This window comes from Streptomyces sp. NPDC104309 (assembly GCF_055584025.1).
On record NZ_JBVJMV010000051.1, the window covers coordinates 16,868 to 32,460 of the forward strand.

Below are 15,593 nucleotides of genomic sequence, written 5' to 3' on the forward strand. Positions count from 1 at the left end.
CCGGTCTCCCGCCCGTACGGGCTCCGCCGGCCGATGCTCTTCCGGCCTCGGCCGACGGGAGTCACGGCACGACCGGACGGCCCTCGCACAGTTCCAGCCGGTCGCCGGTGAATCGGCTGCGGAAGCTGCGGTCGTGCGAGACGACGACAACGGCTCCGCGGTACTCCGTGAGCGCCGTCTCGACCTCCTCCACCAGGCTGAGCGCGATGTGATTCGTCGGCTCGTCGAGCACCAGCAGGTCGGCCGGGCGGGTGACCAGACGGGCCAGTGCGAGGCGCCGTTGCTGGCCGATGGAGAGGGCGGCGACCGGCACCGTCAGGTCCTCCGTACGGAAGAGGCCCAGAGCGAGGAGGTTCTCGGCGTGTTCGTCGGGGTGGCCCGGCCGCCCGGCGGCGAAGGCCGCCAGCAAGGAGCGGCGCGTCGGTCGTACGGGGAGCTCCTGGGGGAGATATCCGATCCTGGCCCGGCGGCGCACCGTTCCCTCGTCGGGGGTGAGTTCTCCGGCCAGGACCCGCAACAGGGTGGACTTCCCGGCGCCGTTGGGGCCGGTCACCAGAAGGCGCTGCCCGGGGGCCACGCGCAGCTCCGGCAGACGCAGCCGGTCGCCGACAGCGATGGAGCGGAGTGCGACGAGCGGTCCGGGTTCCGCCTCGCCGTCGGCTGCGACGGCGATGTCGGCGCGGAAGCGCAGGGGCCGGGGCGGGGCGGGCACGGGAGCCCCGCGCAGCCCGTCCAGGCGGGTTCTGGCTGCCCTGACCCGCCCGGACAGCTTGGCCTCGTGCGAACGGCGGTGCTTGCCCCAGCCCTCTCCCGGGTCCTTTCCCGTCCCGGCGAGGCGCCGTCCGGCCGCGCTCACGAGCTCTTCGGTACGCGCCACCTCGTCCAGCCATTCCTGGTGGTCCTGTGCCCAGCGGCGGCGGGCGGCGGCCTTCGCCGTGCGGTAGTTGTCCCAGCCGTCCCCGTACCGGACGACGCCGCGCAGATCACGGTCGACCTCCAGGATGACGTTGGTGGTCCGCTCCAGGAAGGTCCGGTCGTGGGTGATGACGACGACGGTGCCGCGGTGGGCGCGCAGGCGTTCCTCCAGCCAGGTGGTGGCGCGGAGGTCGAGGTGGTTGGTCGGCTCGTCGAGCAGGAGGAGCTCGGGATCGGCCGCCAGCACGCAGGCGAGCGCGAGCCGGGACCGTTCGCCTCCCGACAGCGTGCCGAGGACCCGTTCACGGATGAGATGGCCGAGTCCGAGGCCGTGGAACGCCGCGTCGACGCGGGCGTCGGCCTGGTATCCGCCGCGTTCCTCGTACGCCGTCAGCAGATCGCCGTACGCGGTGAGCCGGGGGCCGTCCGGGGCCCCGGGTTCGGCGAGCGCCTCTTCGGCGGCACGGATCTCCTGTTCGAGCGTGCGCAGTTCGGCGAGGGCCGTGTCGACGGCGTCCTGGACGGTGTGACCGGGGGTGAGAGCCGGGGTCTGGGAGAGGTGGCCGGCGCCGCCGGGGAAGCGGACGGCGATCTCGCCGCTGTCCGGAGCCTCCCCTTGGGCCATCAGCCGGAGAAGCGTGGACTTTCCGGAGCCGTTCTCGCCGATCACTCCGGCTCTGTCTCCGGGGCGGACGGTGAGTGACACCTGGTCGAGGACGGTTCGGTCCCCGTAGCTCTTGGAGACGTCCTTCATGGTCAGCTGGGCGCGGGTGTGCTGGGGAGTCATGGGTGCTTTCCCTGAGGTGACATGCCTCGGCGGCGCACGACGGTGCGCGGCGGGGCAGGGCTGTCGGACGGGCGGAAGGGACCGCGGCACGCGGGGGACCCTCGGGGTCACGCGGCGACGCTCGACGTCGCGCGGCGGCGTCCCTGCCCGGAATCAGCGAAAGAAGTAGTACGAACCCATGGGCGCCAGTGTAGCCACGGTCGCGGGGCGGTCCGGGAGAATTTCCGGCCGTCCTACGAACGGTTCAGACGAGGCGTACCGGGTAGGTGCCGAAGCCGCACGCGATGAAGGACTCCAGAGGAGCCGGTGCCGCGGCGTCGTCCGCGCGCAGACCGGGAAGACGGGCGAACAGGGCGGGCAGCGCGATCGACGCCTCCAGCCGGGCCAATGGGGCGCCGACGCAGAAGTGGACGCCGTAACCGAAGGAGAGGTGTTCCTTGTCGGCCCGGGAGATGACGAATCTGTCCGCCTGCGCACCGTGCCGCTCGGGGTCGCGGCCGGCCATGGCGTAGGTCGCGAGGATCGCGTCGCCGCGTGCGACGGTGACGCCGTCGGGGAGTTCGATGTCCTCGACCGCGTAGCGCAGCGGCAGGTTGGTGATCGGTGGGGCCCAGCGCAGGGTCTCCTCGATGACGTGGTTCCAGGGGACCTCGCCGCCGAGCACCCGGGCGAGCTGCTCGGGGTGGGTGAGCAGGGCGTGGACGGCGTTGCCGATCAGGTTGACGGTGGTCGCGTGGCCTGCGGCGATGACGAGGAGGAGGGTGCCGATGAGTTCGGTCTCGGTGAGGCTGGACCCCTCCTCGTCGCGGGTGGCGATCAGCACGCTGGTGAGGTCCTCGGGAGGGTGGTCACGCTTGGCGGCGACCAGCCCCACGAGGAGTTCATGGACCTCCTGCAGGGGGGCGAGGGCCTGTTCCGACGTCGCGGTGGTGGCGAAGATCTCGCTGACGAGCCGTGCGCTGTCGGCCCTTCGGCCCTCTGGAAGACCGAAGAGTTCGCAGATGACGCCCACCGGCAGCCGGTGGGCGAAGTCGGCCCGCAGGTCGGCCCGGCCGTCGGGAGAGGCTGCCATCCGGTCGAGCAGCGTCGCGGTGATCTCTTCGATGCGGGGCCGGAACGCGTCCGTCCGCCGTTTGGTGAAGGCGGGCGTGACGAGCTTGCGCAACCGGCGGTGGTCGGCGCCGTACGCGGTGAACATGTCGCTCACACCGACCCAGGTGTTGACCCAGCTCTCCCGGAGCTCGCCGCCCTGCCAGGCCGGCCAGTGCTGGTCGGGGTCCTTGGACACCCGGTCGTCGGCCAGCAGTCGCTTGAGCACTTCGTACCGGGTTGGTGCCCATGCCCTGATGCCACCGGGGAACTCGACCAGGACGGCGGAGCCATGCGGTCGGAGCGATTCCGCCTCGCCGTGGATGTCGCGCCCCGCGGGGTCGATGACGAACGGTTGCTGCCCCATGGGATTCTCCCGTCTGCGTCGCGGAACGGCCGGCACGGGCGTTGGCAGTACAGGAACTTATGTTCGGGGTAGAGCGACGGAGCACAAAAGGGCGCGCAACGGCTCGAAGGAGCCAGAAGGGGCGTACTACGGATTCTCTCCCTGGGCCGCTTCGATACTGCTGTGCAGATCGTTCGTCGCGTCGAGCGTGGCGGCTCCGGAGACGACCAGGCAGGCCAGCAGTGCCGCGGCGGCCACCCGGCCCATGCGGGGGCGTGGGGCGCTCCGGCCGAGCAGCGCCGCGACGCGACGGGGTACGGGTCCGGCGGCCGCGGCTAGCGCCACTCGTGGGCGGGGCCGGGCGGCTCCCTCGGCGGCGCGAGCGGCGAGGGCGGCGCGGCCGATGGCCCGGGCGGCGACCCGTCGGTCACCGACCGCCGAGGCGGCGGCCTCGTCGGCGCAGCGCTCCAGGGCATAGCGCATGGGGGCGCGCAGCGAACGCAGCGCGGGGTGACAGAGCGCCGCCAGTTCGGCGGCGGCGATGAAGAGGTGGTGGCGGCCCGTGAGATGGGCGCGTTCGTGTGCCAGCAGGGCGTCGCGTTCGGCGGGGTCCAGGGCGCGCAGCATGCCGGTGGTGACGACGATCCGGCCGGGAGTGCCGGGACGCCCTGGCAGGGCGTAGGCGTCGGGGCGGCTGTCGCGCAGGACGGCCAGTTCGTCATCCGCGCACCCGGGCGACCGCGCGGCCCGGTGCAGCTCCGCCCAGTGGCGGTGGGTGGCGCGGGCGACCGCGGCGGCGCAGCCCGCGAGCAGCGCCAGCGCCGCGGCCGCGAGGGGGACGGCGACGACGGGAGCCGCCTCGGAGAGCGGCCTGACGAGTTCACCGAGGGCGGAGACGGCGGAGAACCGGGTGGCTCCGGGCACCACCAGCAGGGCCAGGGCGAGCAGGCTGCACAGGGCGAGACCGACGCCTGTCGAGGCGAGCAGCCGTACGGCGCGTACGGGCGACAGGGCGTCCGCCAGCCGGCGGGCTGCGGGCACCGCGACGAAGGGCATCAGCAGCGGAACCCAAACGGCGTAGATCATCGGGCTTCTCCGTCGAGCAGGTCCCGGAGCAACTGCTCGTCCTCGTCGGTGAGCTGTGACACGAATCGTGCCAGCACGGTACTGCGGTCCTCCTCCTTCCGCAGCTCGCTGTGCATCCGGCGGGCGGTCAGCCCGGGTGCGTCCTCGGTCGGGGTGTACGCGAATCCCCGGCCGGCCCGGGTGCGGGTGACCGTACCCTTTTCGTAGAGGCGCGACAGAATCGTCGTGACGGTGGTGCGGGCGAGTGCCGCCCCGATCGCGCCCTGCACCTGACCGGGGGTGAGCGGCGTTTCGGCCGTCCACAGGGCTGCCAGGATCGTGGATTCCAGCTCACCGGACGGGCGCCGCTCCGATGCGGTGCGATGCGGCGCCGTGCTCTCGGGTGCCGTCTGCGGTGACGGCCCCGGGGCGGGTTCGCCGTGCGGGCGGGGGGCGGGTTCTCCGCTCGATATCCCCTTCACCTGGGACATGGGAACTCTCCTCCCCCTTCGGGCGTCTACAGTGACGTAGACCGTCTACATCACTGTAGTCAGTCCGGGCGTTCCGTCGGGCCGCCCGCTCACCATTATGGGAGACCCTCCACCGTGTCCGTATTCTCACTGGCGGCCGCGCCACAAGCGGTGAACGTGCTGGACGCAGGTTCACTGCTCGGAGCGTTCGGCGCGCTCGGCATCGCCGTCGTGCTCTTCGCCGAGACGGGACTGCTCGTCGGCTTCTTCCTGCCCGGCGATTCGCTGCTGTTCACGGCGGGCCTTCTCTGCGTGTCGGGCACCCACGGTCCGGTCCATCTGTCGCTGCCGCAGGTGCTGATCGCCGCCGTCGCCGGTGCGCTGCTCGGTGCGCAGGCGGGATACTGGATCGGGCGCCGCGGTGGCCGGGCCCTCCTCGCCCGCAGCCGCGCCAGACGACTGCACGAGGGCGCCGCCCGCGCCGAGGAGCTGCTCGGCAGATACGGCCATGCGCGGGCGATCGTGCTGGCCCGCTTCGTACCCGTCGTGCGCACGGTGCTCAATCCGCTCGCCGGGGCGCTCAACGTCCCTGCCGGACTGTTCACACTGTGGCAGGTCGTCGGCGGGGCCGTGTGGACCGTGGGGCTGGTCCTCGCGGGGTACGCGCTGGGCTCCTCGGTGCCCAACGTCGACCGTTATCTGCTGCCGATCGTCGCTGTCGTGGTCGTGGTCTCCCTGATCCCGCTCGCCGCCGAACTGCTGCGCTCCCGCGGCCGGCGCACCGCAGAAGGAGAGAACAGCTGATGCCACTCGCCTCCACGGCCACCTCGATCGACGGTGGCCTGTACACCTGGATCACCGAGCTGGCCCAGCGCTCCCCCGCCGCTCTGGACTCGGTCGTCCGCCTCTGGTCGGACTACGGGCTCGCGCTGTTCGCCCTGCTGATGCTCGCGTCCTGGTGGCGCTCGCGCTACGCGGGGCCCGCCCGCACCGCCATGGCGCTCTGCACCCCGCTCGTCGTGGTGGCCGCGTATCTCGTCAACGACGTGATCAAGTCGCTCTTCCATGAGCAGCGGCCCTGCCAGACCCTCCATGTCGTGACGGTGGAGGCGTGCCCCGCACTCGGTGACTGGTCCTTCCCCAGCAACCATGCCGCCATCGCGGCGGCCGCGGCGGTGGCGATCTGGCTGACCGACCGCCGGCTCGGGGCCATCGCGGTGCCCGCCGCGCTGCTGATGGCGGCGTCCCGGGTCTGGATCGGTGTGCACTACCCGCACGATGTGCTGATCGGGCTGGTCACCGGCGCGCTGGTCGCCTGGCCCTTGACGGTCGCGGCACGACGCTGCGCCCCGGCTGTGGTGCGCCTGCGCGAGAGCCCGCTGCGCCCCCTGGTGGCGAACCGGTGACCGGGAGCGCTTCGACGCTCGCGGGCGGCCGGTCCGCGCCCGTCGCGTTATCGCTCCGCGCGCCGCTGGGGGCCGCGCTGGTGGGGCTGCTCGGACTCGTCGGGCTGGCGGCTCTCGTCCTGGCCGCCCGGCACGGCTCCCCGCCGGCCCTGGACCGGACCACCCACGACTGGTCGTTGCGGCACCGGCCGTCGGGCCTCGTGGCGACCGCTCGGGCCGTCACGGCCACCGGCACCGGGGTGTTCCCGTACGCGGCGGCGGTGACGGCCGGGCTGATCGCGGGCGGTGACACGCGTCGACGGCTGGGATACGCGGTGGGGGCACTGGCCTTCCTGCTGCTCGCGCAGGGCGTCCGCTACGGCCTCATGGAGCTGATCGCCCGGCCCCGCCCACCGCTGGACGACTGGGCCACGCACGCCTCGGGCTTCGCCTTCCCCTCCGGCCACGCGACGACGTCCGCGCTGATGGCCGGTCTGCTGCTCACGGCCATCGGTGTCCGGGTGCACGGCCGGAGGGTGCCTCGTCCGCTTCGCGCCGCCGTCGCGGGCCTGATCGTCTGCTGGGCCGCGGCCGTCGGCCTGAGCCGGGTTCTGCTCGGGGTGCACTGGGCGACGGACGTGCTCGCCGGATGGCTGTTCGCCGCGGTCTGGATCGGACTCGGGACCGCGCTGATACGGACGGCGCTGCCGCTTTCGCGGTGACCGGTCCCGCTCAGGTCCCACCCTCATCGAGGTCCGTGCGATGCCCCTCATGTCTTCCGTGCGTCCCACCCGTGCCGTCCGTCCGCCGATGGTGCCGCGTGCGCTCTCGCTGCTCCAGCGTCGGCTGACCTGGGTGACGGTCACCGCCTACGCGGCGGCCGCGCTGCTGCCAGGGGCCGGACTGGCCCTGCGGCGGTTTCAGGTCGCCGCTGTGCCCCTGCCCGGCGGCTCGCGCACGCAGCTCACCCTGCCGTCGCTCCTGCTGGGCTATCTGCTGTTCAACGCGGCGTTACGGGTGCCGGCCGGCGGGCTGCCCCGGCTCGCCCGCCGACCGCTGTCACTCCTGGTCGGAACGGCCGCCAACACGCTCATTCCGCTGGTCCTGCTGCCCTGTCTGGCCGTGGTCCTGGGGCGACTGCCCGATGCGGACGGCTGCAGCGGGCTGATCACCGGACTCGCGCTCGTGGGAGCCATGCCGGTCGCAGCCGGTGCCACGGTCTGGGGCGGTCGGGCGGGCGGCAACCACTCACTGGTCGTGGGGATCGTGCTCGCCTCCACGATGCTCAGTCCGCTGACCATCCCGCTGATGCTCTCGGTGGCCTCGACCGTGACACGCGGCCACTACGCCCATGATCTGTCGCGGATGGCCGCGACGGACGGCGGGGCGTTCGCCGTGATCAGTGTGATCGTGCCGTGCGCCGCCGGTCTGGCCGTCCAGCGGCTGACTCCCCGCCCCGTGCTCGAACGGCATCTGCCCTGGTCGGGGCTGCTCGGAGTCGTCGCCGCGGTGCTGCTCACGTACAGCAACGCCTGCGGGGCTCTCGGCGGCTTCCTGTTCCATCCGCGGCCTGCACTGCTGGTCGCGGCCGTCGTCGTGGCCGGGGCACTGTGCGCGGCTTCCTTCGTGATCGGCTGGTGTCTGGCCCGTACGGTACGGGCCAATCGGGCGGACACCGTGGCGATCACGCTCAGTTGCGGAATGAACAACAGCAGCGCCGGTGCCGTGCTGGCGGCGACCCATCTGCCCAGCAGCCCCCAGGTGCTGCTGCCGGTTCTCGCGTACAGCCTGCTGCAGAAGTGCGGGGCGGGGCTGGCGGACTCGATGCTGCGCCGCAGGGCAGGCACCGGGGCCCGCGAGCCCGGCCTGAGCCGGACGAATGACCTTAGTGACCGGGCAGGCGGATGACGGCGCGGCCGCCGTCGAGGTCGACGGTGCAGCGGTGGGGCGGGGCGCCGTCCTCCTCGTCGTCGCGCAGCAGCAGGGCGCTCCGGCGTTCCTTGAGCTCGCTCTGCTTGCCGGGCGAGAAGCTCGCGTGCAACTGCTCGAACCCGGTCGCCGACACCTGGCCCTGGCGGGCACCGTTGCGCCACGGCAGCAGACCGGCCCGGCCCGCACGGAGCATCAGCTGGTCAAGAAAGGCGACGACGGTCAGGCCGATCACCAACCCGGGCAGTGTCATCAGCGCGACGAATTCCATCGGCCCAGTGTTGCCGATGCGCGGGCGGTGCGCATCGGTCGCGGGTATGACGGTGCGGGCCGTCGCACCGCGCGACGGCCCGCGGCGTCCTGAGGATCGGGGCCCGACCGGTCAGCCGTTGGGGAGGATGACCGCCCGGCCGTTGATCTTGCCGTCGTGCAGCCGCTCGTACGCCAGCGGCGCCTCGTCCAGCGTGTAGGTCTCGACGTGGACCTCGACCGCTCCCGCGCGGGCGAGGTCGAGCACCTCGGCGAGTTCGGCGCGCGATCCCCAGTAGGGGGAGGTCACCGTCGTGTTGTACGGCAGCGAGCCGAAGCCGACCGGCAGCGCACCGCCGCCGAGGCCGACGATCGTGACATCGGAGTCGATGGCGGCCGTGGCCCCGGCGGTGGCGACGGTCGGCGGGGCTCCGACGAAGTCGAGGACGACCTGCGCTCCGACACCGCCGGTCAGTTCGCGGACCTTCGTCGCGGCGTGCTCGTCCGAGAGCACCGTCTCGTGGGCGCCGACGGCACGGGCCAGGGCCAGTTTCTCGTCCGTGACGTCGAGGGCGATGACCCGGACGGCCGTCATGGCGCGCAGCAGCTGGATCGCGACATGGCCGAGACCGCCTGTGCCGATGACGACGGCGGTGGCACCGGGCACCAGCTTGGGCAGGGACCGCTTGATCGCGTGGTAGGGAGTCAGGCCGGCGTCGGTGAGCGGCACGGCCTGGACCGGGTCGAGGTCGCCCAGCGGCAACAGATGGCGGGCGTCGTCCACGATCATGTACTCGGCCATGGCGCCGGGAGATCCGAGTCCGGGCGGGGTGATGCCGAGTTCGTTGGCGCGCAGGCAGTAGTTCTCCTTGCCCTCGGCGCACTTGACGCACGTACCGCAGCCCCAGGGGCCGTAGACCGCGACGGGCTCTCCGATCGAGAGGCCCTTCACGCCGTCGCCGAGTGCGGCGACGGTGCCGACGCCCTCATGGCCGAGGGTGAGCGGCAGCGGGAAGGGTATCTGCTCCGCGGGCCGGCTCATCACGGCGATGTCGGAGTGGCAGACGCCGGCGGCGGTGACCTTCAGCATCACCTGGCCGGGGCCGGGCTCCGGATCGGGCAGGGTGACGACCTCGGGCGCCGAGCCGACGGCGCGGTACTGGACGGCCTTCATGGGGTTCTCCTCACTCTTTGCTCACTGTTGCTCGCCCCCGTTCCCCCGTGCGCCGTTCAGGAGGCGGAGTAACCGCCGTCCACCAGGTGGTAGCTGCCGTGGATGAAGGAGGCGCGGTCGGAGAGCAGGAACGCGGCGAGTTCGGCGACCTCCTCCGCCTTGCCGAGGCGCCCGGCCGGGTGCAGCGAGATGAGGTGGTCGCGGGCGGGGCCGTCCGTGTTGCGCAGCAGGGGCGTGTCGATGAAGCCGGGGCCGACGGCGTTGACCCGGACGTCCCGTGCCGCGTATTCGAGGGCGGCCGTCTTGGTGAGGCCGACGACGCCGTGCTTGGCGGCCACATAGGCGGGAGACCCGGCGAAACCGTTGGTGCCGAGGATCGACGACATGTTGACGACGGCACCGCCGCCCGCCGCGACGATGGCGGGGAGTTCGTAGCGCATCGAGTAGAAGACACCGCTGAGGTTGGTGGCGACGACCCGGTCCCAGTCCTCTATCGCGTACTCCCCGGTGGGGTTGCTCGGCCCGCCGATGCCCGCGTTGTTGACGGCGAGGTGCAGGGCGCCGAAGGTGTCGACGGCGAATCGCACACCCGCTTCGACGGAGGCGGGGTCGGTCACGTCCATGGCGACCGCGGCGGCCTTCGCCCCGGCGTTCTCCAGTTCGGCGACGGCCTTGCGGGCGTTGGCCTCGTCGTAGTCGGCGACGACGACGGACGCGCCGCCCGCGGCCAGCCGGTGGGCGAGGGCCAGCCCGATGCCGGAGGCGCCGCCGGTGACGAGGGCGGTCCTGCCTGCGAACTCCTGGTCTGCGGGGGTGAGGGAGGTGCTCATGAGGTGGTGTTTCCTTCCGTGGTGCTGTGTGACGCCGGCCCGGCGGGAAGCTGCGCGAGCAGTTCTCCGGAGAGGGCGTCGAAGGCTTGCCCGACCAGTTGGGGCAGGTCGTCCGGGTGTCCGCCGCGTACCCAGGCGGCCTGGGCCGCCAGGAGCGCCCCGGCACCCGCGGCGACCATGACGGCGGGGCGGATGTCCAGTCGGGCGTCGACCCCGAGCCGGTCCGCGACGATGGTGACCGAGTCCTCCTGGGCGTCCACCCGGATGTGGTGGAACGCCGCGTAGAGGGTCGGCTCCTGCTCGGCGAGGACCAGCAGGTCGAAGATCCGGGCGCGGCGGTGCCAGGCCTGTGCGCCGGGGTCGTCGAGCCAGTCGAGGACGGCATGGCGGTACGCGGTGAGCGGGGGCTCGTCGGCGGGGCGTGCGCGCAGGGCGTCGTTGATCCGGTCGCCGTCGCCCCGGAGCGAGTCCAGAACGGCGGCTTCCTTGCCGGCGAAGTACCGGCTGAAGGTGCGCCGGTCGACGTCCGCGCGTTCCGCGATCTCCTCGACCGTCACTTCCTTCAGCCCCCGGTCGAGTACGAGCTCGAACGCGGCCTGCGCCAGTGCGTCCCGGGTCCTGCGGGCCTTGCGGCTCCGTCGCTCCGGGGTCTTCCGTTCCGGATTCATACGTGCATCGTACACCTAAAAATGTCCCACCGCGACAGAAGTCTCATCGGGACATCGGATCGCCGTACAGCCGCCCCCATGCGTTCCTACCGGCGGGTGAACGTCTCGGCGGCGCGGCGGGCACCGTGGTCTGCCACCGGGCACGGGCGACGACCGCCTGCCGGTGCCCGGCACAGCGCGAGCACGGCGATGTCATCGCGTCGCACGCCCCCGGAGAAGGCCTCCAGGTCGGTGTGGAGCGCGTCGAGCACCTCGCGCGGCCCCCGCTGCGCCCAGTGGCCCAGCCGGGTGTCCAGGGGGTAGAAGGCGCCCGACACGTCGCGGGCCTCGGTGACCCCGTCCGTGAACAGCAGGAGCGTGGCGTCGGGCGGGAAATCCAGCCGCTCCGCGACCCGCGCCTCCGCGCTGAGCTCCGCCATGCCCAGCGGCACGGATGTGCGGCGCAGCACAACCGCGCGGGCCACGCCGTCGTGCAGCACCCGGGGCGGAGTTGACGGCCTGCACCCGGTCCTCGCCGTCGACGCCGAGCACCAGGGCGGTGACGAAGCGTTCGATCTCCCCGGTCTGGGCGGAGAAGGCGTTGTGCCGTGCGACCGCGTCCTCCAGCGCGTCGACCACGCCGGTCAGGGTGGGCTCGCGGATGGCGGCTTCCCGGAACGCGCCGAGCACGGCGAAGCCCGCCCCGATCGCGGCGAGCCCCTTGCCCTGGACGTCCCCGATGATCACCCGCGTTCCGTAGGGCGACTGGACGACCTCGTAGATGTCGCCGCCGACCAGCCGGTCCTCCTCGATCGGCGTATAGATGGCGTGGGCGAGGATCTGGTCGGTCAGGATGGGCAACGGGCGCAGGATCTGCCGCTGGAGTGCGACGGCGGCGAAGCGGAGCCTGGCGATCTCGGCGGCATGGCGGATCCGCAGCGCGCAGGCGCCGACGCCCAGGAAGCAGGCCAGCACGGTGAAGACGACACTGCTGGTGACGGACCAGAACGTTCCCCCGGTCACCAACCGCGAGCAGACGGCGACGGTCGTGATCCAGGTGGCCACGCCCACGGTCTGCCGGATCGTTCCGAAGACCGAGACGAGTGCGGGCACGACCACCAGCAACGGTACGAGGTGCATTTCGTCGCCGGTGCGGATGTCGAGGGCGCCGACCAGGACGGTCAGCAGCGCCAGCCCGCCGAACAGTGCTCCGTTGCCGACCCGGGGGGCGAAGACGGCCGCCTCCCCCGCGTCCGTGTGCGGGAGCGCCGCTCCACGCCTCGCCGCCTGGCGCCGGAGCCCGATCGTCACGGCCCGTTCCTCCCGGGATCTGCCGGCCCCGTGCCGGCGTTCGTTCCCAGTCCATCCGGATCAGCGGGGCCGGCACACGGGGCTTACGGCCTCTCGGTCCGCGCCGAAGGTCCCGGAACAGGAGGTGGCGGTGACCTTCGGCCCGAGGTCCCCGGGCCGAAGGTCACCGTGCCGCGCGTCAGCGCACGGCCGCCGAATGGAGGCCGCCGGACCCCGACAGGCGCGTCGGCGGGTGCTCCGGTACGAGCGCCGAGAGGAAGGACGTCCGGCGACGGAGCACGAATCCCAGCGATTCGTAGAGCCGGACGGCATTGGTGTTGGTGGCGGAGGCGTGCAGGAACGGTGTTTCGCCGCGTTCCCTGATCTCGTGGGCGACGGCGAGGACGAGCCCACCGCCGAGCCCCTGACCGCGCACGGACTCGTCCGTGCAGACACCGCTGATCTCGCTCCAGCCGGGCGGGTGCAGCCGTTCGCCGGCCATCGCCACGAGCGCCCCCTCGCGCCGGACGCCGAGGTAGGTGCCGAGCTCGACCGTACGGGGCAGGAACGGCCCCGGGCGGGTACGGGCGACCAGGTCGAGCATCTCGGGCACGTCGGCGGGTCCCAGCCGTACGGCCTCCGGAAAGGGGGCCGCGGCGATCCCGCCGTCGACGAGCTGGACCCCCTCGGCGTGGAAGGTGATCTCCCAGTCTGCCGGTGGCGGCTCGCGGAAGGCGGTGATCGTGACGGCGCCGCCGGCTCCGGCGAGCGCCGCGGCATCGGCCCAGTCCTCGGTGTCCGGCGCCTGTGGGACCGATACCCACGGGGCCACGTCCGCCGGGTAGCGCAGAACACGCCCACGGTGCTCGGCGAAATGGGCGTGCGGGCCGGTCAGCGCGGCGCGGACCGGGTTGTCGAGCGGGTGCGAGTCACCGGCAGCGGCATGGGGCACGCTCATGCGGCCACCTCGATCACGATCTTGCCGCGCGTGTGTCCGCTCTCCACGGCGCGCAGTGCCGCTCCGGCCTCGCCGAGCGGGAAGGTCCCGGTCACATACGTCCGCAGGACCCCGGTGACGACGAGGTTCGCCACCTCGTCGAGGACTGCCGCGGTGCGGGTCCGCGCGACGGCCGCGCCTCCGAGCTCCGCCGCCAGTGGTTTGTCCCCGGCGCTCACGAGCGTGGCCGCGTCCGCGAGCAGCGGGGCCACGGCACGCAAGGTGTCCCCGCCGGCCAGGTCGAAGATCGCGTCGATGCCGTCGGGGGCCGCCGCGCGCACCCGGTCGGCGAGTCCGTCGCCGGATGCGACGTGCACCGCGCCGAGCGACTCGACGAAGTCCTTCTTGTCCGCGCTCGCCGCGCCGATGACCCGGGCGCCGGCGTGGCGCGCCAGCTGCACCGCGGCCGTTCCCACGCCACCTCCGGCCCCGGTGATCAACAGGGTCGAACCGGGGGTGGGTGCGAGCTGGCGTACGCCGTCGTACGCGGTGGCCGACGCGACCGGCAGCGCGGCCGCGTCGGTGAACGACAGCGCGGCCGGCTTGTGTGCGGTCACAGCGGCGGGCAGCAGCGTGTACTCGGCGTACCCGCCGGTCACCGGGTTGCCGAAGACCTCGTCGCCGACCTCGAATCCTTCGACGTCCGGACCCACGCCCTCGACGACTCCGGCGGCCTCGCTGCCGAAGACGGTGGGAAACGGCTGCGGCTCGCTGCCGGGCCGGGTGTATCCCGTGCGCAGCTTCCAGTCGACCGGGTTGACCCCGGCCGCCCGGACGGCGACGAGCAGTTCACCGGGACCGGGCACCGGCACTTCCTGCTCGGCGAGGGCCTCCACCTCCGGCCCGCCGTTGCGGGTGAACACGTACGCCTTGGGCATGGGCTCCCTCTCTCCTGTTCATGGCGCCGACGGTTCGCGGCGCCGACGACCGGGCCGGTCACCGCTGGGTGCACCGGTCCCGTCATCACTCCGTACAGCAGCAGGAAGGTCGGATTCAGGGCACGTATTCCCGGGCCGGCGGGGTGTTCACCGGGCCGCAACGATTCAGCGGACGCCGCCCGTGACCGGGTCGACGACCTTGTTCACGAGGAGTTCGAGCAGCTTCCGGTCGTCGTCCGCAGTCCCCCGTTCGGCGGGTGTGTCCGGGTTGACGTCGAGGAGCACATGGGTGGCGCCCAGCTCGCCGAGTTCCGCCAGGTCGGTCCGGATCCGGTCGATCGTGCCGTGCCCGGCGGGGCGTTCGCTCCCCAGGAGTGCGTCGGTGACGCGGATCTGCAGCCGCGGCACGAGGGCGGGAACGGGGCGCCCGACCCGCTCGGCCTCCTCGGCGATCACCGGAAGCCCGGACCGGATCACATCGAGCGGCAGCCGGTACGGATGCCAGCCCTCGCCGAGCCGGGCCGCGCGGCGCTGAGCGGCGGCCGAGTTGCCACCCACCCAGACCGGCAGACAGGGAGCGGACGCGGGTGCCGGAGCGGTCCGGACCTCCTGGTAGGAGACATGCTCGCCCCGGAATGTCGTGGAGTCCTCGGCCCAGGCCGCGCGGATGGCGGCGAGGTATTCGTCGGTGATCCGTCCCCGCTCCGCGAAGGGCACGCCCAGCGCTTCGTATTCGGCCCTGGACCAGCCGATCCCCGCACCGAGGATGAATCCGTCGGCGTTCAGGTTGTCGATGTTGGCGGCGAGCCGGGCCGTCTGCAGCGGGTGCCGGTACGGGATCACCGTGACGGTCGTGCCGAGCACCAGCCCCGGCACCCGTCCGGCGATGTGCGCGGCGAGCACGAACTGGTCGTAGAACGGGGCCGGATACGTCTCGTGCACATCGGGGGTGACCGCGATGTGGTCGGAGATCATCGCGAAGGAGTACCCCAGATCCCGTGCCTCGACGGCCTGTTGGAGGAGACCCGCCGGGGTGGTTCCGACGCCGAAATTGAGTATGTTCACACCGAATTTCACCTGTGGAGCCTAACAACCGGACAGCGCAGGGCCGTTCCGGCCGGAAGGAGCGGGCGCCGCCGCCCCGGCAATGAAGGGCGGGATTCGCCTCCTCGACGAGGGAAGGACGGACGGCCGCCGACTCCCCCGCATGCCAGGCCGCTTGGCCACTTTCGGGTAATCACCCCGTGAAGTCGTAGCGGTGGCGGGCGGGTCCGGGGCGAGTGCGTCGGCATCGTCGGCGAGTCCGGCAGCAGCAGGTCCCTGGCGATGCGGGCCATGGCCGGACTCCTGCCGGCCGGGTCCGGGGTGACGGCCGGGTCCGTACGGATCGACGGCCAGGAGGCCCTCACGCCGACAGCGCGCGAGCGGCACGCCTCGCGCGGCAGGCGCGTCGCGCGGCAGGCGCGTCGCGCGGCAGGCGCGTCGCGCGGCAGGCGCGTCGCGCGGCAGGCGCGTCGCGCGGCAGGCGCGTCGCGCTGCTGA

General features: G+C 72.6%; 16 protein-coding genes and 1 pseudogene. 5 read left to right on the top strand and 12 right to left on the bottom strand.

The window, feature by feature from the left end; all coding sequences use genetic code 11:
• Positions 1–61 precede the first annotated feature (61 nt).
• The 4 genes from abc-f to ACZ68L_RS39860 all read right to left on the bottom strand — a co-directional run bounded on the left by abc-f (position 62) and on the right by ACZ68L_RS39860 (position 4,552).
• The gene (gene abc-f / locus ACZ68L_RS39845) at positions 62–1,702 is read right to left on the bottom strand and encodes a ribosomal protection-like ABC-F family protein (protein ID WP_469587846.1); all 1,641 of its coding nucleotides are present in this window, start codon (positions 1,700–1,702) and stop codon (positions 62–64) included.
• A gap of 244 nt (positions 1,703–1,946) precedes the next feature.
• Entirely contained in the window at positions 1,947–3,158 is a 1,212-nt protein-coding gene (locus ACZ68L_RS39850) for a cytochrome P450 family protein (RefSeq protein ID WP_469587849.1), read from the bottom strand.
• Between the two features lie 126 nt (positions 3,159–3,284).
• Complete coding sequence (locus ACZ68L_RS39855; protein WP_469587850.1) at positions 3,285–4,223, bottom strand: M56 family metallopeptidase; 939 nt, start codon at positions 4,221–4,223, stop codon at positions 3,285–3,287.
• Entirely contained in the window at positions 4,220–4,552 is a 333-nt protein-coding gene (locus ACZ68L_RS39860) for a BlaI/MecI/CopY family transcriptional regulator (RefSeq protein ID WP_469587930.1), read from the bottom strand. Before ACZ68L_RS39860 ends, ACZ68L_RS39855 begins: the two co-directional genes overlap by 4 nt.
• A 255-nt stretch (positions 4,553–4,807) precedes the next feature.
• Between ACZ68L_RS39860 and ACZ68L_RS39865 the strand changes: the two genes are divergently transcribed.
• From ACZ68L_RS39865 to ACZ68L_RS39880, 4 genes are read left to right on the top strand one after another with little or no spacing between them, the layout of a single operon-like run.
• On the top strand, positions 4,808–5,476 hold the full coding sequence (locus tag ACZ68L_RS39865; protein WP_469587853.1) for a DedA family protein: 669 nt from the start codon (positions 4,808–4,810) through the stop codon (positions 5,474–5,476).
• The gene (locus ACZ68L_RS39870; RefSeq protein ID WP_469587856.1) at positions 5,476–6,078 is read left to right on the top strand and encodes a phosphatase PAP2 family protein; all 603 of its coding nucleotides are present in this window, start codon (positions 5,476–5,478) and stop codon (positions 6,076–6,078) included. The genes ACZ68L_RS39865 and ACZ68L_RS39870 overlap by 1 nt, the downstream gene beginning before the upstream one ends.
• Positions 6,075–6,779 carry a phosphatase PAP2 family protein gene (locus ACZ68L_RS39875; protein ID WP_469587859.1) on the top strand — a complete coding sequence of 235 codons (705 nt, stop codon included), beginning with the start codon at positions 6,075–6,077 and terminating at the stop codon, positions 6,777–6,779. The genes ACZ68L_RS39870 and ACZ68L_RS39875 overlap by 4 nt, the downstream gene beginning before the upstream one ends.
• Positions 6,780–6,828: 49 nt before the next feature.
• Positions 6,829–7,965 (top strand): bile acid:sodium symporter family protein, encoded by a 1,137-nt coding sequence (locus ACZ68L_RS39880; protein WP_469587862.1) that lies wholly within the window; start codon positions 6,829–6,831, stop codon positions 7,963–7,965.
• Here the strand turns inward: ACZ68L_RS39880 and ACZ68L_RS39885 are convergent.
• The 8 genes and pseudogenes from ACZ68L_RS39885 to ACZ68L_RS39920 form a co-directional block, all read right to left on the bottom strand.
• Entirely contained in the window at positions 7,943–8,257 is a 315-nt protein-coding gene (locus ACZ68L_RS39885; protein WP_469587865.1) for a DUF6191 domain-containing protein, read from the bottom strand. The two genes, ACZ68L_RS39880 and ACZ68L_RS39885, sit on opposite strands and share 23 nt — an antisense overlap.
• Before the next feature lie 111 nt (positions 8,258–8,368).
• Positions 8,369–9,409 (bottom strand): NAD(P)-dependent alcohol dehydrogenase, encoded by a 1,041-nt coding sequence (locus ACZ68L_RS39890; protein ID WP_469587867.1) that lies wholly within the window; start codon positions 9,407–9,409, stop codon positions 8,369–8,371.
• Positions 9,410–9,465: 56 nt separating this feature from the next.
• On the bottom strand, positions 9,466–10,239 hold the full coding sequence (locus ACZ68L_RS39895; protein WP_469587870.1) for an SDR family NAD(P)-dependent oxidoreductase: 774 nt from the start codon (positions 10,237–10,239) through the stop codon (positions 9,466–9,468).
• Entirely contained in the window at positions 10,236–10,907 is a 672-nt protein-coding gene (locus tag ACZ68L_RS39900; protein WP_469587871.1) for a TetR family transcriptional regulator, read from the bottom strand. Before ACZ68L_RS39900 ends, ACZ68L_RS39895 begins: the two co-directional genes overlap by 4 nt.
• An 86-nt stretch (positions 10,908–10,993) precedes the next feature.
• Positions 10,994–12,197 (bottom strand): annotated as a pseudogene (locus ACZ68L_RS39905) (PP2C family protein-serine/threonine phosphatase).
• A gap of 178 nt (positions 12,198–12,375) precedes the next feature.
• Positions 12,376–13,134 (bottom strand): GNAT family N-acetyltransferase, encoded by a 759-nt coding sequence (locus tag ACZ68L_RS39910; RefSeq protein WP_469587874.1) that lies wholly within the window; start codon positions 13,132–13,134, stop codon positions 12,376–12,378.
• Positions 13,131–14,051: an NADP-dependent oxidoreductase gene (locus ACZ68L_RS39915; protein WP_469587877.1), complete on the bottom strand. Its 921-nt coding sequence runs from the start codon at positions 14,049–14,051 to the stop codon at positions 13,131–13,133. Before ACZ68L_RS39915 ends, ACZ68L_RS39910 begins: the two co-directional genes overlap by 4 nt.
• Before the next feature lie 165 nt (positions 14,052–14,216).
• A complete protein-coding gene (locus ACZ68L_RS39920; RefSeq protein WP_469587879.1) occupies positions 14,217–15,116 on the bottom strand; it encodes a TIGR03619 family F420-dependent LLM class oxidoreductase in 900 nt (299 codons plus the stop codon).
• 261 nt (positions 15,117–15,377) lie between these two features.
• Between ACZ68L_RS39920 and ACZ68L_RS39925 the strand changes: the two genes are divergently transcribed.
• Positions 15,378–15,593, top strand: a complete 216-nt coding sequence (locus tag ACZ68L_RS39925) for a hypothetical protein (protein ID WP_469587880.1) — start codon at positions 15,378–15,380, stop codon at positions 15,591–15,593.

Coding starts and splice junctions, on each gene's coding strand:
- abc-f (WP_469587846.1), bottom strand. CDS start 1,702: ATGACTCCCCAGCACACCCGCGCCCAGCTGACCATGAAGGACGTCTCC.
- ACZ68L_RS39850 (WP_469587849.1), bottom strand. CDS start 3,158: ATGGGGCAGCAACCGTTCGTCATCGACCCCGCGGGGCGCGACATCCAC.
- ACZ68L_RS39855 (WP_469587850.1), bottom strand. CDS start 4,223: ATGATCTACGCCGTTTGGGTTCCGCTGCTGATGCCCTTCGTCGCGGTG.
- ACZ68L_RS39870 (WP_469587856.1), top strand. CDS start 5,476: ATGCCACTCGCCTCCACGGCCACCTCGATCGACGGTGGCCTGTACACC.
- ACZ68L_RS39880 (WP_469587862.1), top strand. CDS start 6,829: ATGTCTTCCGTGCGTCCCACCCGTGCCGTCCGTCCGCCGATGGTGCCG.
- ACZ68L_RS39885 (WP_469587865.1), bottom strand. CDS start 8,257: ATGGAATTCGTCGCGCTGATGACACTGCCCGGGTTGGTGATCGGCCTG.
- ACZ68L_RS39890 (WP_469587867.1), bottom strand. CDS start 9,409: ATGAAGGCCGTCCAGTACCGCGCCGTCGGCTCGGCGCCCGAGGTCGTC.
- ACZ68L_RS39895 (WP_469587870.1), bottom strand. CDS start 10,239: ATGAGCACCTCCCTCACCCCCGCAGACCAGGAGTTCGCAGGCAGGACC.
- ACZ68L_RS39900 (WP_469587871.1), bottom strand. CDS start 10,907: ATGAATCCGGAACGGAAGACCCCGGAGCGACGGAGCCGCAAGGCCCGC.
- ACZ68L_RS39910 (WP_469587874.1), bottom strand. CDS start 13,134: ATGAGCGTGCCCCATGCCGCTGCCGGTGACTCGCACCCGCTCGACAAC.
- ACZ68L_RS39915 (WP_469587877.1), bottom strand. CDS start 14,051: ATGCCCAAGGCGTACGTGTTCACCCGCAACGGCGGGCCGGAGGTGGAG.
- ACZ68L_RS39925 (WP_469587880.1), top strand. CDS start 15,378: ATGCGGGCCATGGCCGGACTCCTGCCGGCCGGGTCCGGGGTGACGGCC.